This window comes from Pseudonocardia sp. CA-107938 (assembly GCF_050936315.1).
GTDB lineage: Bacteria > Actinomycetota > Actinomycetes > Mycobacteriales > Pseudonocardiaceae > Pseudonocardia.
Genome location: NZ_JBNJNA010000002.1, coordinates 1,150,186 through 1,165,876 on the forward strand (window position 1 = coordinate 1,150,186; position 15,691 = coordinate 1,165,876).

Below are 15,691 nucleotides of genomic sequence, written 5' to 3' on the forward strand. Positions count from 1 at the left end.
AAGGCATGCAGAGGTGCGGACCACGGAGCAGCGGTCAGTCGAGCAGGCCGAGGACGGACGCGACGTCCGCCATCAGCTCGTCCACGCCGGCCCCGGCGCGGACGCGGACGCGCAGGCCCAGCCAGGCGTTGAACACGGCGGCGGTCAGCACCGCGCCGTCGCTGGAGCTGGAGATGCTGCCGTCGCGCCGGCCGCGCTCGATCAGCTCGCCCACCAGCTCCTTCGAGCTGTCGAGCTGTCGCTGGACCAGCGCGCAGGCCTCGTCGCCGGCGCCGGGCTCCGTGGCGGTGTTGACGGTGAGGCACCCCCGGCGCAGGACGACGCCCTGGGCGACCGCGGTCTCCAGCAGGACGCGGAGGGCCTGGCGCGCGTCGGGTGCGCGGTCGACGATCTCCCGGAACCCGGCCTCCCGCTCGTGCGCGTACCGCTGCAGGACCTGCAGGAACAGGGCGTTCTTGTCGCCGAACGTGTCGTAGAGGCTGCGCCGGCCGATGCCCATGCGGGCCACGAGGTCGACCAGCGAGGTCCGCTCGTACCCGTTCTCCCAGAACGCGTCGAGGGCGCGCCCCAGCACCACGTCCGGGTCGAACTCCTTGGTGCGCATGCCGACGACGCTAGTCTTACGAGAACGATCGGTGCAATATCTCCCCGATCACTCACACCGGCCCGCCGGTGCCGGGAGGCGTTCTTCACCTCGTTTTTACGGCGCGCCGACGATGCCGTGACGAGGGATGGAGAAGCTGCCGGCTCGATCCGCTCCCCGGCGACGTCCCCTGTCGAACCGCGTGCTCCCGCCCGCTCCGTGTTCGTCAGGGGACTCCGACGATGAAAGGACTCCCCATGAACGTGGTGGCGAGGCTCATGGGCTTCGTGACCACGCTCGCGCTCGTGTTCGGCGGGGCCTGGTGGTTCGGCACGGCCACCGCGCCGCCTCCCGGAACCGCACCCCCCGCGCCGGTCGACCCGCACGCCGCGGTCGCGCTGCCGCCGGACCGCCCGTCCTCGATCGGGACGACGGGTCTGGTCTCCACCGCATCCGGCTACACGCTGGTTCCGCGCGGGTCGACGACGTTCCGTCCGGGCGTCCCGGCCGAGTTCGCCTTCGTCGTCACCGGACCGGGCGGGCGCCCGGTCACCGCCTTCGACGTCCGGGACGAACGCCAGCTGGACCTCGTCGTCGTCAGCCGGGGCGGGGCGGGGTTCCAGCACGTGCTGCCCGCCGCCGACGCGGGGGGCGTGTGGCGGGCGCAGCTCGAACTGCCGGTCGCCGGCGTGTACCGGGCGTACGCGACCTTCGTGCCGACGGGCGGACCGGAGCTCGTGCTCGGCGTCGAGCTGTCGGCGCCGGGCAAGTTCGCCCCCGAGGAGGCCACGACCTCCCGCACGACCCAGGTGGACGACTACACCGTGCGGCTCGACGCCGACCTCGTGGCGGGCACGCGGTCGGAGGTGTTCGTCGCGATCGACCGCAACCGGCTGCCCGTCACCGACGTCGAACCCCGCTTCGGACAGCCGGGCCAGCTCGTCGTCGTGCGCCAGGGCGACATGGCCCGACTGCGCGTCGCCCCGCTCGCGATCCCGCCGGAGGATCCCCATCGCGGCAGCCAGGCCCTCGCCTTCACCGTCGAGGTGCCCGACGCGGGCGTGCACCGGCTGTTCGTCGAGTTCCAGCACCGGGGTGCCGTGCACGCGGCCATGTTCACCGTCACGACCGGCAGTGGCCAGTGAGCGCGAGCTCACGGGGTCCGTGCCCGCAGCGAGAGGCTCCCGAAACGTCCCGGTAGTCCGGCGGCTCGTCGGAAACCAACGGAACGGCTTCTGGTGACGTTCCGGAAACCAGCGATCAGCCCGTTCGGCCTAGGGTCGCGCCCACCGACGACCAGGGTGGGTGCTCCGTATGCAGCTGGGTGTGGCATGGATCGACGGACCACTCGGGCTCGCGTGCCTGCTCGCGGGCCTCTACCACCTCGTGCTGCTGGTCCAGGGCCGCGTCCCGTTCGCTCCTGCGCTGGCCCACGCCGTGATGGGGCTCGGCATGGCGGCGATGTTCGTCCCGGCCGCGGACCCGCTGCCGCGTCCGGTGTGGGTCGCGGTGTTCCTCGCCGTCGCCGTGTGGTTCGCCGGGATCGGTCTGCGGGACGGAACGCTGCTGGGTGCGGCCGGCCACCACGCGGTCGGCGGCCTGGCGATGATCTACATGCTCCAGGGCCACACCCTCGACGCGGCGCCCTCCGGCGCGATGGAGCACGCGCACCACGAGAGCCCCTCTGGGCAGCCGCTGCTCATGACCGCGATCGCGCTGGTCTTCATCGCCTGGTTCGTCGCCGACCTCGCCCGGCTGCTGCTGCCGCAGAGCGGCGCCGTCGCGGCCGTGCCCGTCGGCGCCGCGTCGGCCGGCTCCGTGGGGCTCGATCGACACGTCGTGGTGCCCAACGCGGTGATGAGCGCCGGAATGTCGATCATGTTCCTGGCCGGAATGGTCTGACCCGGAACTGCCGCCCGCGCACATGCTGATGTGCTCGCGCACCCGTCCCATCATGTGCGTGAGCATCTGAAGGTGTGCGCGAGCGGCGGAAAACGCGCCGATTCCGTCCCGGATCGGCGCGCTTTTCGTGTACCCCTATCCTTGGTACAACGAGTGGATACGGCAGATGGTTGTAAACCCTGCGTGACGTCGGCCGCACGTGTCGTAGACCGATCGGAAGAGGCAGCCGTTACGGAAGGGTCACCCGAACGGCCTTGCCTGTTACGCAGGTAGTGCCAATATTGCCCATCCCGCGGTTAAAGGCGGGGTCAAGTCTTGATCATGGTCATGCGCCGAAGCCTGCGTGATCATGGTCGATCCGGCGTGCCCGGAAGTTGTTCTCGGAACTGATCCGCGTAATTCCGTAGTAACAGGGGTGTTGAACCCCTGCGGCTCACGAGTGCGGGACCTTCGTGGGCCGAATGAATAAGTGACAAGAGAGGGAACACATGTCCGCGACCGCTCCCCCGGGCGCTCCACGATCTGGACGACGACGGCGCCTAGCCACCGTGACGGTGATCGCCGCGCTCGGTGCGACGGTGGCCAACGCCACCCCCGCCGCTGCTCAGCAGCCGATCGGTGTCGGGCCCCTGCCGATCACCTTCAACCTGACCGACAACAGCGACGGGTGGTTCGACTCCGGGCTGAACCTGTTCGGCAGCAAGTCCCTCGCGGTCGCCGTCCTGCCGCGCGTCAGCACGGACATCCTGGCGGTGCCCAGCATCGGCGGTCCGATCCTGGAGTCCGACCTCAACGGTCTCGTCAACGGAGTCACCGGCGGAGCGGCCGGCGGTCTCCTCGACGGCGTGACCAAGCCGCTCAGCGGCCTGCTCGGCGGGGCACCCGGCGTCGCGCCTCCGCCTCCTGCGCCCACCCCCGCCCCGGCCCCCGCCCCGTCCGCGGGTGCGGGTTCCAGCTCGAGCTCGAGCTCGAGCGCGGGATCGGCCTCCGCCTCGGGGTCGGCCTCCGCAACCGCGGCCCCGGCCCCCGCGCCGGCCCCCGCGCCGGCACCGGCTCCGGCTCCGGCGAAGGGCGTCCAGGGCCTCGACGTGTTGGGCCTCGGCTCGACACTGGCCACGGTCCAGGGGATCGGCAAGAGCGCCCCGGAGGCCGCGGGCCTGGCCGCCCAGGCCGAGGGCCTCATCGGCAAGCTGACCGCCGAGGTGGCGGCGCTTCCCCCCGGGTCGCCGGTCAACCTGCTCGACCTCCCGGTCGGTGTTGACCTGCAGGGCGTGCTCGACTCCCTCGGCAAGTTCGCGCTCAACGGGCCGGCGGTCTCGGTGACCTTCAACGTCGACCCGAAGAACTCCGAAGGCCTGCGCAACCCGATCGGCCTGATCGCGCCGGAAGGGGCGAAGGACTTCCCGTACATGGACGCGGGTGGCGCGTTCTTCGGCGAGAAGACCATCCAGCTCACTGAGCCGGGCCTGTACGCCTTCCAGGACTCGGTCGCGCCCTACATGCTCGGTGCCGTCGTCGTCGACGACCCGCTCACGCTGGGCCTGGACTTCGGCAAGAGCCTCCGCGTCAACGGTCAGCCGAAGCCCTTCCCGTCGAACGCGGACATCATCCAGCGGCTGGTGAACACCTTCTTCACGGTCACCAACCCGAACAACTGGCAGAAGTACAGCGAGACCGAGGAGGTCTCCTGGAACCCGTTCCAGCCGCCGGCGCCGATCCTGCAGTACGACGCCGCCGGGAAGCCGGTGCTCATCCCCAACCTGGATGCGTACTACGACCAGTACTTCAAGTACCCGCGGACGCTGCCGGCGCTGAAGAAGCCGACCACGCCGGGCGTCGGTGAGGTCTGGGTCGCCACGCAGATGGAGGACTACGAGGGCAAGGCGAAGCCCGGGTCCGCCACCAAGATCAACGTGGAGAACTGGACGATCGACCGGAAGATCGCCGCGCCGGAGATCAACATGAACAACGTCCACAACATGTGGACCGACAAGGACTACAAGTACCTGTACGCGAACGAGTGGTTCGACAACAAGACCGACGTGTTCGACCGCGAGACCGGCAAGTTCGTCCGGCAGATCGAGGTGGGCCACAACCCGGCGCACGTCATGACCCGTCCGGGCAACGACAACCTCACCGTCGGGACCAACGCCGGCACCGACATCGTCGAGCTGACGCCCGGTGCCACGTCGATCGTCCAGCGGATCAACGTCGACCCGGAGAGCGGGATCACGCCGCACCCGCACGCGCACTGGACCAGCCACGACGGCAAGACGGTCGTGGCGCCCAACACGATGACCAACGAGGCCGTCATCGCCGACATGGACTCGGGCACGGTCAAGCACGACAAGGTCGGCTACTTCCCGATCGCCACGTCGATGACGCCGGACTCGAAGAAGGCGTACATGTCCAACTTCCTGGGCGGCAGCATCAGCTGCATCTCGCTCGTGGAGGACGCCTGCGCCACCGAGGACGGCAAGCTGGCGCACACCTCGACGATCGACCTGTGGAAGAACTACAACCCGCTGACCGGGCCCACCGGTACGTGGGGCGGTCTGACCATCCAGCTCCCGGTGAGCCCGGACGGTAAGGCCTTGCTGGCCGAGAACACCCTGTCGCAGACGGTCTCGGTGATCGACCCGAAGACGAACAAGGTGATCAAGGACCTGCCGTGCAACCCCGGTTGCCACGGCGCCAACTTCGGCGCCAAGAAGGGCGGCGGCTACTACGCCTACGTGTCCAACAAGTTCTCCAACGCCGTTCAGGTCATCGACGTCGACCCGAACAACGACGGGAACATCGCGGACGCCGCGGTCGCCGGGCAGCTGGTGCTGAACGCAACCTCCAGCACCAAGACCGACGACAAGCTCAAGTCGGGTGCCGGCCAGGGCGGGCAGGGCGTCGTCGCCATCCCGCTCGTCTACAACGGCTGGGTGCAGCAGAACCCCGAGGCGTGGAAGCAGAAGCTCACGCCCGAGCAGCTCAACCCGATCGGCTGAGCTGAGCAGCAACTGACACCGCGGTCCGGGGCTGGGCGATGCCGCCCAGCCCCGGGTCGCGTTCCTGAGGAGTTTCCATGGTCCACCCGCTCACGACCCTCGTTCGCGCCGCGACGGCGCTGCTCACCACCGCTGTGATCTCCGTGGTCTGCATGCTGGTCCTCGCGCCCGCCGCGTCGGCGCGGGTGTCCATCGTGCCCGGATCCGTGAAGGGCGGTGAGACGCAGTCGTTCGCCGTGCGCCTGTCGAACGAGCGGAAGGGTGTGTCGACGACCCGGCTCGAGCTCACCTTCCCCGCCGACGTCCCGATCCCCAAGGCCACCGTGTCCAGGGTCAAGGGTTGGAAGGCGACGGTCACCACCCGACCCGTCGACCCGCCGGTCACCATCGGCGGCGAGAAGTTCGACGAGGCCGTCGCCTCGATCGTCCTGGAGGGCGGCGAGGTCGCCCCCAAGCAGTTCGAGCAGTTCATCGTCACCGCGGGTCCGCTGCCGCAGACCGGCCGGCTGGTGTTCGCCGCCACGCAGGGCTACTCGGACGGCAGCGAGGACCGGTGGACCGACGCCGGCGAGTCCGCCAAGGGGACCGCGCCGACGATCACGATCACCGCCGGGGGCGCATCGCCCGCCGGCGCAGCAAGCCCCGCCGGCGCCGCGGACTCCGCGGAATCCGTGGACGGTGCGGAGGACGGCCCGAGCGTGCTGCCGTGGGCGCTGCTCGCCATCGGGCTGGTGGGCAGCGGGTGCGCCCTCATCCTCTGGAACTGGCCGCCGGGCAGGCGTGCGATCAGGTCGCTCCCGACGACGGCCGGAACGGCCACCAAGCGGGTGCTGGAGAAGGTGGGAAGCCGATGAAGCGCCGCTCCGTGACGGTGGGCCGCTGGCCGCTCGTCCGCCGATTCCTCGGACTGCTGGTGCTGGTCGCCGCGTGCTGGGGCGCGCTGTTCGTCGCCCTCCCGGCCCCCGCCGGAGATCCGGTGCTGCTCTCGACGTCACCGGCCGACGGCGCGTTCGTCACCTCACCCGACGAGCTCCGGCTCACCTTCGACCGGCCGGTGCCCGCCGGGCTGGCCACCGTGCGCATGAACAACCCGCCGGGCGATCAGGTCGTCGCCGTCCGGCCGGTCAACCCGCCGGGGGAGCCCGCGACCATCACCGTGCCGATGCCGAAGACCCGCTACGGCGGGACCTACTCGGTGGCGTGGTCCGTGCCGAACAGCCGGCTCGAGCTGATCAGCGGCACGTCGAGCTTCTCCGTGTCCGCTCCGACGAAGCTGCACCCCGCTGTGGTCGGGATCGAACGGGATCCCGTCGTCGTCGCGATCTACGCGGTGGCGGTGCACGGTGCCACCGCTGCGCTGCTGCTGGGCATCGGCCTCGTGTTCGTCCTGGTCGTGGCGTGGCCGGCCGCCGGGCGGCAGGCCGTGGTACGGCGGCTGATCACCTCGGTCTGGTGGACGCTGCTGATCTCGACGCTGCTCACCATCGCCGGCTTCGGTGCCTACGCCGCCCGGGCATCGCTGCGTGAGGCGTTCGATCCCGCCCTCGTGGCAGGCACGCTCGGCTCGGAGACCGGTGCGGCGTTGCTGCTCAGGTTGCTCGTGCTGGTGCCGGTCACCGTCGCGCTCGTGCTCCTGCTCGCCGGCCGGCCGCCCGAGACGGGGATCGAGCGGTGGTCCTCCGCGCTCGCGGTGCTCGGCTGCGCGGCTCCGCTGGCCGCTACCTGGAGCTTCGCCGAGCCGCACGATCCGCACGGCCCCGGACTGCCCGCGATCGCTGCCGAGACCGGGCTGTTGCTCGCGATCGCGATCGCCGTCGGCGGACCGGTGCTGCTGTGGATCCTCCAGCGCGGCCCCGGTGACTCCGCCCTCCGCACCGTGCTGCCTCGGCTCGCCCGGGTCATGTGGGCGTGCGGTGCGCTGGTGGCCGTCGTCGCGCTGATCACGGTCGGGGGCTGGGAGCTGGCGGCGCTGCTCGCGCTGGCGACGCTGGTCGTCGCCACGGGGATCGCCGCACACCTGTGGGTCCGCCGGCGGGCCGAGACGCGTGGCAAGGACCTGCCCGGCCGGCAGCGCCTGCGCCGGGTCGCCGTGGTCGCCGCGAGCGCCGCGGCCGTGCTGATGGTCGCGACGTCGGCGATCGATCCCTCGGAGTCGGTGTTGGGCCTGTGGTCGACCGGCGGTGCACACCCCGGTAGCCCGCCCGCGGAGCGGTGACCGACTGGTGGCCGCGGACAGCGGAACGATGACATCCGCCTCACCGCCGGATCGCCGGACATGTGAGGAAATCAATGGCGGCTTTACGGAAGTTCGCAGCGAGTCCTATGAGAGTTCTTTTTCACTGCGCCGTAACGCTCAGTGCATCATCTGACATCTGGTCTCTGGTTGGCTCTACCAATCGGCGGAACGCTCCCCATCTCCGGATCTAGCCAGTGTCGGCCAGACAGCGCCCTCCGCCGATCGGCAGGATGATCAGAAGGAGAGATCAATGTCCAAGCACAGGACGTCCGGCTCGAGCCGGCTGCGCAACATCGGTCGCGCGGGTGCGGTCGTCGCGGGTGGCGCGCTCGCCATTTCCGGAATCATGACGGGCACGGCTTCCGCCGCTGAGGGATACGGCGACACCGGGCACGACAGCACGGCCTCGAGCGGGTCGACCGCCCCGAAGTCCACTGCCTTCACCCCGACCACCCCGGTCGACGGGTTCGTGTACCACTGGGGCAAGTACCACTACGGCGAGGAGAACTTCGCCGGCGACGAGGTCAAGCGCATCACGACCGACCCCGGGAAGTACGTGGACATCCACCTCGACATGGTCAAGATGATGGCCGGCCTGACCCCCGAGGGTGACATGGGCACGGGCCCCTCGGGCTACTGAGGTTCGACCCACCGGCTTGGGCGTCGCCCGGCTCCCCATCGGGGCGGCGCCCAGCTCTGCAAGAGGTGAAGAGAGAGGGCGGTGGGGATCGGTCCGCGGACCGGTCCCCACCGCCCTTTCGTCATGTCACCATCCCCGCTCACGCACACCTTCGGGTGCTCGCGCACAAGGCGGGACGTGTGCGTGGGCACGTCAGCATGTGCGTGAGCGGCAGCTGGCTTCTGCGCTTGATCACGAACACCTCGACCGGGCTCCTGGGCGGTCCCAGCCGCGGGCGAGCCGTACGACGGCGAGGGTGGGGGCCGCGTGCGGGCGCCCGACATGGCGCTCGCCCCGTCACCAGTGGTGAACGGGGCGAGCGGGGGGCGAGCGTCAGGTGGTGCGGGGGCCTCAGTTGCGGGGCTGCTGCCCGGTCACGGCGGTCACGCTGCCGAGGAGATCGCCGGTGACCGGAGCGAGGGTGCCGGTCAGGATCCCGATGAGGTTCTGCACGACTCCCGGTGAAGGCGCGGGGGAGGCACCGGGTCCGGCGGGCTGCGGCGCGGGAGTGGCGCCGGGTCCGGCGGGCTGTGGCGCCGGGGCCGTGGTGGTCGGGCCGACGGGGCTCGTCAGGGGGACGTCGGGCGAGTCCTCCGACGCCGCGCCGCCACCCGGTCCGTCGGCGCTCGGGTCGGTCGAGGTCGCCGCGGCGTCCGGGGCGACGGCGTCACCCGCAGAGAACCGCTGGACGACCGGTTGGCGACGGGGCGCGAGCGGGGCGGCGCCGACGTCGAGGGTGCCGCCGGGCGGACGGTCCACGGTCCAGGGGTTGAGTTCGCCACCGCTGGGCGGGACGTCGGGTTCGCGCGGACCGGGCGCCGGGCCGGCGCCGATCGGCTGACCGGTGGTGGGTGCCGCGGTCGGCAGCACCGCGAACGCGATCAGCGCGGCCGCGAGCGCGACGGTGCCGGCTGCCGCGGTCGTGCGCGCCAGTGCCGACCCGTCCCGGAAAGCCCTGATCAGCACGTCCACGAGCAGGAACGCGACGAGGCTGATCGCGAACGCCGGCAGCAGCCAGCCCAGCACGACGACGACGGCCGCGATCCCCGCAGCGACCGGCCACGGCAGTGCGGCGAGCGCGCGCGGCGGCGGGGGAGTCGCCGTGCTGCGGAACGGGTTGCGCTTCCACCACATCCGGTAGCCGCCGAGGATCAGCGCGATGGTGCCGAGCACCACGAGCGTCAGCAGGATCTGGTTGGCCAGCCCGAAGAGGGTGCCGGTGTGGAACTGGACGCCGACCTCACGCAGCTGGGCCAGCAGCGGGTAGTCGTCCCAGCCGATCCGCTCCGTGACGCGCGCGGTGTAGGGGTCGACGGAGATCGCGCCCTTGTGGATCGGGAGTCCCGTCGACGTCTCGACGACGGAGAACGGTCGATCGGGTGCTGCCGGCGGGGTGACCAGGAGCTGCCCGGTGAGCCCTTCCTCGCGGGCAACGGCCAGCACGTCGTCGATGCCGATCGGAACGCTCGACTCCGGGCTGATGGGAGCCATGGCGAGCCGGGGTTCGCGCGCCGACGGCAGGCCCCACCCGGCGAGCCGGCTCATGAGCAGGCCCGTGACACCGACGACCAGCAGGCCGGCGGTCAGCCACAGACCGAGCGGACCGTGGACGGAACGCAGCCGGCTCATGTCGCCGTTGCCGCGCGGGACCGGCACCAGGAGCTCGGCGGCGGTTCGCCGCCGCCGCCCCTGCTTGGTGAGCCACACGATCAGCCCGCCGGCGACGATGACGGGCACCCAGCTCGCGGCGATCTCCGAGTACCACCGCCCGACCTCGCCGAGGTGCAGGTCCGAGTGCAGCTCGCGCAGCCACACGTTCGCCGGGAGGCGGCCGTCGCTCGTGAGCAGTTCGCCGTTGATGAAGTCGGTGTACGGGTCGACGAAGACGGTGCGTGCGTCCCCGGGCTTGTCCATGCCCGGCACGTGCAGGTTGACGCGGGTGGTGCGATCGGGCGCGTCCGGGGGGACGACCGACTGGACGTGTGCCTCCGGATGGGCCCGCAGCGCTGCCGCCACCTGGTTCGCCACCGGATGGCGCTCGGCGCCGACCTGGGAGACGAACAACTGACCGCGGTACAGATCCTCGTGAACCTGCGGGCTGAACACGTACACGAGACCGGTCAGGCACAGGAGAAGCAGGAACGGTGCGACGAGGAGCCCCGCGAGGAAGTGCACGCGTCGGGCGAGCGGGCGCAGTTGCACACCGACACTGCTCGACGAGCGCGGTCGGACGAGGCCGCGAACGGGAATCCATCCGGCGGTCCGGCGGGAATGAGCGGAGGTCACCGCGGACTCCTTGCTGTGCTGGGGTGCTCGTCGGCGCGCACCGCGCCGCGGAGGGCGCGCCGACCGGTTACCGAGAACGTCCATTGCTCTTCCATTTCGACGTTCTCGGGGACCGGGCCGGTCGAGCTCTTCATGGGGAGCGCCCGCCGATCGACCGATGTGCTGTCAACCGCGGGACCGACATATTTTCGCAGAATCGCCGTAACGAACGGCCGCGAGGCGATGACCTCTTCGTAACGTCGAAGCCGTCGTATTGACGGATGCCCGTGAGCGCACTGTCACAAAGGCTTTACGACCGATCGCCCCGGCCGCTCGTTTGCGCGGAACCGGGGCGATCGATGATGTGGACGTGCAGCGGCGCGCCCCGTCGGACAACGGGGCGCGCGCGGCGGTGTTCAGGCGCTGGCCGTCTCTCCGGCCAGTACGCGACGGGCGAGCGCCCGGACGTCGAAGTCGTCGTCGCTCAGCTCGGCCTCGGTGGGCGTGATGCGATCCAGCAGCCGGCGGGCGGCCATGTGGGTCCCCGGGTCGTTGACGGACTCGACCCCGGTCAGCAGCCCGTCGCACAGGCGGAAGACGGAGAAACGATTCGCGCTGCCGCGGACGACCAACCGGTCGTGCCCGCCGCCGAGGTCGACCAGCTGCAGGCGCAGCGATCCCTGGTTGCTCCAGAACCACGGCACCGCGCGGTAGGAGCGCTTCCAACCCAGGATGCGGGCAGCCGCGTACCGGCCCTGGTCGGTGGCGTTCTGGATCGACTCGAGCCGGCGCAGCTGGCCGGTGATGCGGTCGCGCACGGCCGCGCAGTCGCCGACCGCCATGATGCGCGGATCGGAGGTGGTCAGGTAGCGGTCCACGACCACGCCGTCGGCGGTCTCGAGTCCGGCGCGAGCGGCCAGACCGTCGTCCGGGATGGCGCCGATGCCGATGACCAGCAGGTCTGCGGGGAGGAGCATCCCGGACTCGGTGCGCACCCCGGTGACGTGGCCGTCGTGGCCCACCACCTCGATCGCCCGGTCCTCCAGGCAGAGCCGGACCCCGGCGGCGCGGTGATGGGCGGCGACGGCGTCGGAGACGGGGGGCGACACGACCCGGCGGAGCAGCCGATCGGCCAGCTCCAGCACGGTCACGTCGATGCCGCGCTTGCGCGCCGCGCTCGCCACCTCCATCCCGATGAAGCCGCCACCGAGGACGACCATGTGCCGCGCCCCGGCCATCGACGCGCGAAGGGCCAGGGCGTCGTCGACCGTGCGCAGCTCGGACACCCCGCGCAACGGCAGACCCGGCAGGGGGAACCGGCGGGGCACCGCACCGGTGGCCAGCACGAGGTGGTCGTAGCCCAGCCGGCTGCCGTCCTGCACCAGCACCTGCTGCTGCAGCCGGTCGATCTCCACCGCAGGGCCGGGGCACAGCGTGATCCGCTGATCGTCGAAGAACGCCTGGGGTCGCAGCGAGATGCCGGTGACATCCGCCTGATCGTCGAGCAGCTCCTTCGACAGCGGCGGCCGCTGGTAAGGCAGATGACCCTCTGCGCCCACCACGGTGACCGGCCCGGCATATCCGCCGGTGCGCAGCGATGCCGCAGCTTCGATGCCGGCGTGTCCTGCGCCGATCACCACCACCCCGCGCACGTCAGATCTGCTTCGCAGGCACGCGGACGATCAGGTGGCTGCTTTCCTGCCTGGGCACCAGCTGGCAGCTCAACCGGCTGTTCTCGGCACGCGGGGCGGCCGTCCATTCCAGCATGTCGTCCTCGTCACCCGACGGCGGGTCGAACTCCTCCGTCGAATGGTCGAGGTAGACGTGGCACGTGCCGCAGGTCGCCGATCCGCCACATTCTCCGACGATTCCCGGAACCTGGTTGCCCAGCGCCGCGCGCATCAGGCTGGTCGCGACCGGCGTGTCGACGGTCATCTGTGATCCATCGTCGTTCACATACACGACAGTGGGCACGATCGTCTCCTTCTCCTGGCCGCAGGACCGAGATCCCGCGTTGAAAGACATTCGGACACACAAACACGGCACCCGTTGCTCAACGTTTGCGCGCCGCGCATCGGGCGCGGCGATAGATTTGTCCCCCCTGTACCGATCAGGTGCCCAAAAGACTAGCCCGAACGGCGTGACGGCGAGATCGGCTCGCAGTAAAGTCAACGTAACGAAGAACTCTGCCCACGATCCGGCTGCTGTGAGTGCCCGCCCGTTGCCGCTCCGCTGTCGCGCGCAGGCCGCTCAGCCCGACGGCGCGACGAGCGTCTGCAGCGCCTCCGCGAGCAGCGCGTCGCCGACCTCCACCGTCTCCAGCGGCAGCCCGAGCAACCCGGCCGCCCGCTCGGCAGCGGCCCGCAGCCGCGGCGTCGGGTGCTGCGCCAGCCACACGACCCGGCGGTAGTGGCCGAAGTACGCGTCGCGCAGGTCGGGGAAGCGGTCGAGGCCCAGCTCCGCGACCACCGCGCGGTCGACGTTCGCCGCGAGCCAGTCCGTCAGCACGTAGGTGCCGGGCTCGGCCTCCAGCAGCTCGCGGAACCGCGCCGCGCCGGCCAGCACGTCGTAGCAGTGCGCGCCCGGCAGCCGGGCGACGCCCAGCCGCGCGCACACCTCGTCGAGCCCGCCGGAAGTGCCGCAGTCGGCGTACCCGACCGCCACCCGCGCGTAGCGGCCGCGCAGATCCGCGATCCGCTCCTCCACGGCGGCGGCGATCCGTTCCGGGCGGTTGTGCAGCAGCGGGGGCAGGGCGTGGACGTCGACGGGCCAGCCACGGCGCGCAGCCACGTCGCGGACGTGCCGAGCGATCGCCCCGCACGCCACCACCGCTACGCGGGTCTCAGCATCCATGTTCGCTCCGCAAGCTCCGCTCAGGGGAACGCCAGCCGGTCGACGAACCGGTCGTTGAAGTCGGGGCGGTCGGAGAGCTCGACGTAGCGCACCTCCTCCAGCAGAGCCTGCGCCGCGGCGCGCTCCCGCACCGACAGCAGCGCCATCTTCGCGCCCTCACCGGCCACGTTGCCGGCGCTGACGATGCGCAGCACGGCGACGTCCGGCACGAGCCCGATGCGCACCGCGCTCGCCGCGGACAGGTAGCTGCCGAACGAGCCGGCGAGCACCACCTGCGCGACGTCCGCCTGGGTGAGCCCGGCCTCCTCCAGCAGCAGCGCCCAGCCCGTCGCGATGGCGGCCTTGGCGAACTGCAGCTCGCGGATGTCGCGCTGGGACAGGTACAGGCCGGGATGGAGGACGAACACGCGCTCCTGCCCGACCTGCTGCAGCCGCGACCGCAGCCCGGGCGGAACACCCGGGGCGTCGGGCAGGGCGAGCCGTCCCGACGCGTCGACGAGCCCGGCGGTGACGAGCGCGGCGACGGCGTCCACCAAACCGGAGCCGGCCAACCCGATCGGCTCGACATCGCCGATCACGTCGAGCGCCACGTCGTCCTCGCTGATCTTGACGCCCTCGATGGCGCCCGGCGCGGCACGCATCCCGCAGCGGATGGCCGCACCCTCGAACGCGGGCCCGGCGGGAGCCGCCGTCGCCATCAGGCGGTCGCCGGAGGCGAGCACGATCTCGCAGTTGGTGCCGATGTCGACGAACAGGCGGATGCGCCGGTCGCGGTCCATGCCGGACGCGAGCGCGCCCGCGACGATGTCGCCGCCCACGTACGCGCCCAGCGCGGGGAAGACGTAGGCACGGGCGCCCGGGTGCACCTGCACACCGAGGTCGCGGGCCGTCAGCCCGGGGAACTCGCGGCTGGCCATGACGAACGGCGCCACCCCGAGCGGCTCCGGGTCGAGCCCGAGCGCGAGGTGCACCATGGTGGCGTTGCCGGCCAGCGCGATCTCGTACACCTCGCCGCGGTCGACACCGGCCTCCGCGCACACCTCACCGGCGAGCTGGTCGAGGGCCTGATGGGCGAGCGCGGTGAGCCGGCCGAGCGCGTCGGGGTCCATCATCGTCGCGCTGATCCGGGTGATCACGTCCGCGCCGTGGGGCTGCTGCGGGTTGAGCATCGAGGTGACGGCGGCCGGCGTGCCGGTGGCGAGATCGAGCAGCGTCGCCACCACGGTGGTGGTGCCCAGGTCGAACGCGAGACCGTAGAGCCGGCTGCTGGTGTCGCCGGGCTCGACGTCGACGAGCACCTCGTCGACGATCACGGCGGTGACCTCGCCCTCCTGCGCGCGCATGGCGCGGGACAGGTTGCGCACCGCGTGCAGGTCCGCGGTGAACTCCAGGTCGTCCAGGGCATCGCGGAGGCGTTCCAGGTCGGTGCGCTGGTCGGCGAGCGTCGGCTCGGGCAGCGTCACGCAGCGCTTCTGCACGGCCGGCCGCAGGACCACCTGGCGCCCGACCCCGACCGTGGCCGCCTTCGGCCGGGTGACGAGCGGCGGCACCTCCACGACGACGTCCCGCTCGGCCGGCGCGCGGCAGGCCAACCGCCACCCGTCGCGCAGCTGCTCGGGGGTGAACGCGCGCGGGTCGACGCGCGAGACCGCCACCTCGCCCTCGACCACCCGCATCACGCACTTCTTGCACGTGCCGTGGCCGCCGCACGTCGAGTCGACGGCGATGCCGTTCCAGCTCGCGGCGTCGAACAGCGTGGTGCCGGCCGGCACCCGCACCTCGCGCGGCGGCGACTCGTGGGGGCGGAACGCGATCCGCACCCGGTCCGTCCCGGTCACGGCTCGGCCCCGGGGAGGTTGCGGTGATCAAGGGCAAAGTGTTGCTGCGGAAGATCGACTGGCGACGTTCTGCCCTTGATCGACGGAAGTGGCCGGGCGGCCGGCGGTCCGCCGGGCGGGGCGAGGTCTGCGCGGCCCGGTGTGTGGTGATCAAGGGCAAAGTGTTGCCGGGGAAGATCGACTGGCGACGTTTTGCCCTTGATCACGGCAACGGGGTGGGCGCCGGGGTCCGCACCGCCCGCGCCGCGGTGATCATGGGCAAACCGTGGCTGAACAAGATCGACTGACGACACTTTGCCCATGATCGACGGAAGCGGGCGTGAACCCGGGGGTTCC

13 protein-coding genes are annotated in these 15,691 nt (G+C 71.3%); 7 read left to right on the forward strand and 6 right to left on the reverse strand.

All coding sequences use genetic code 11. The features are described 5' to 3' along the window. Nucleotides 1-34: 34 nt before the first annotated feature. Nucleotides 35-604: a TetR/AcrR family transcriptional regulator gene (locus ACQEVB_RS38420; RefSeq protein ID WP_432984022.1), complete on the reverse strand. Its 570-nt coding sequence runs from the start codon at nt 602-604 to the stop codon at nt 35-37. Nucleotides 605-840: 236 nt separating this feature from the next. Between ACQEVB_RS38420 and ACQEVB_RS38425 the strand changes: the two genes are divergently transcribed. From ACQEVB_RS38425 to ACQEVB_RS38450, 6 genes are all read left to right on the forward strand, one after another. After that, entirely contained in the window at nt 841-1,728 is an 888-nt protein-coding gene (locus ACQEVB_RS38425; RefSeq protein WP_432984029.1) for a hypothetical protein, read from the forward strand. Nucleotides 1,729-1,909: 181 nt separating this feature from the next. Continuing rightward, nucleotides 1,910-2,485, forward strand: a complete 576-nt coding sequence (locus ACQEVB_RS38430; RefSeq protein WP_432984032.1) for a DUF5134 domain-containing protein — start codon at nt 1,910-1,912, stop codon at nt 2,483-2,485. Between the two features lie 548 nt (nt 2,486-3,033). Continuing rightward, nucleotides 3,034-5,484: a copper oxidase gene (locus tag ACQEVB_RS38435; RefSeq protein ID WP_432984035.1), complete on the forward strand. Its 2,451-nt coding sequence runs from the start codon at nt 3,034-3,036 to the stop codon at nt 5,482-5,484. A gap of 77 nt (nt 5,485-5,561) precedes the next feature. After that, the gene (locus ACQEVB_RS38440; protein WP_432984038.1) at nt 5,562-6,338 is read left to right on the forward strand and encodes a DUF1775 domain-containing protein; all 777 of its coding nucleotides are present in this window, start codon (nt 5,562-5,564) and stop codon (nt 6,336-6,338) included. Beyond that, nucleotides 6,335-7,699, forward strand: coding sequence for a copper resistance protein CopC (locus tag ACQEVB_RS38445; protein WP_432984041.1), 1,365 nt, complete (start codon nt 6,335-6,337; stop codon nt 7,697-7,699). Before ACQEVB_RS38440 ends, ACQEVB_RS38445 begins: the two co-directional genes overlap by 4 nt. 271 nt (nt 7,700-7,970) lie before the next feature. Further along, nucleotides 7,971-8,360, forward strand: coding sequence for a hypothetical protein (locus tag ACQEVB_RS38450; protein ID WP_432984044.1), 390 nt, complete (start codon nt 7,971-7,973; stop codon nt 8,358-8,360). Nucleotides 8,361-8,750: 390 nt separating this feature from the next. Here ACQEVB_RS38450 and ACQEVB_RS38455 read toward each other — a convergent pair whose 3' ends face one another. The 5 genes from ACQEVB_RS38455 to ACQEVB_RS38475 all read right to left on the reverse strand — a co-directional run bounded on the left by ACQEVB_RS38455 (nt 8,751) and on the right by ACQEVB_RS38475 (nt 15,355). Beyond that, the gene (locus ACQEVB_RS38455; RefSeq protein ID WP_432984047.1) at nt 8,751-10,601 is read right to left on the reverse strand and encodes a PepSY domain-containing protein; all 1,851 of its coding nucleotides are present in this window, start codon (nt 10,599-10,601) and stop codon (nt 8,751-8,753) included. A 479-nt stretch (nt 10,602-11,080) separates the two neighbouring features. Then, nucleotides 11,081-12,316: an NAD(P)/FAD-dependent oxidoreductase gene (locus ACQEVB_RS38460; protein ID WP_432984050.1), complete on the reverse strand. Its 1,236-nt coding sequence runs from the start codon at nt 12,314-12,316 to the stop codon at nt 11,081-11,083. Between the two features lies 1 nt (nt 12,317). Then, a complete protein-coding gene (locus tag ACQEVB_RS38465; RefSeq protein WP_432984053.1) occupies nt 12,318-12,638 on the reverse strand; it encodes a 2Fe-2S iron-sulfur cluster-binding protein in 321 nt (106 codons plus the stop codon). A 276-nt stretch (nt 12,639-12,914) separates the two neighbouring features. Beyond that, entirely contained in the window at nt 12,915-13,517 is a 603-nt protein-coding gene (locus tag ACQEVB_RS38470) for a DUF1638 domain-containing protein (protein WP_432984056.1), read from the reverse strand. A 20-nt stretch (nt 13,518-13,537) separates the two neighbouring features. Then, complete coding sequence (locus tag ACQEVB_RS38475; protein WP_432984059.1) at nt 13,538-15,355, reverse strand: ASKHA domain-containing protein; 1,818 nt, start codon at nt 15,353-15,355, stop codon at nt 13,538-13,540. Between the two features lie 23 nt (nt 15,356-15,378). Here ACQEVB_RS38475 and ACQEVB_RS38480 point away from each other — a divergent pair, with 23 nt between their 5' ends. After that, on the forward strand, nt 15,379-15,642 hold the full coding sequence (locus ACQEVB_RS38480; protein WP_432984062.1) for a hypothetical protein: 264 nt from the start codon (nt 15,379-15,381) through the stop codon (nt 15,640-15,642). Nucleotides 15,643-15,691 lie beyond the last annotated feature (49 nt).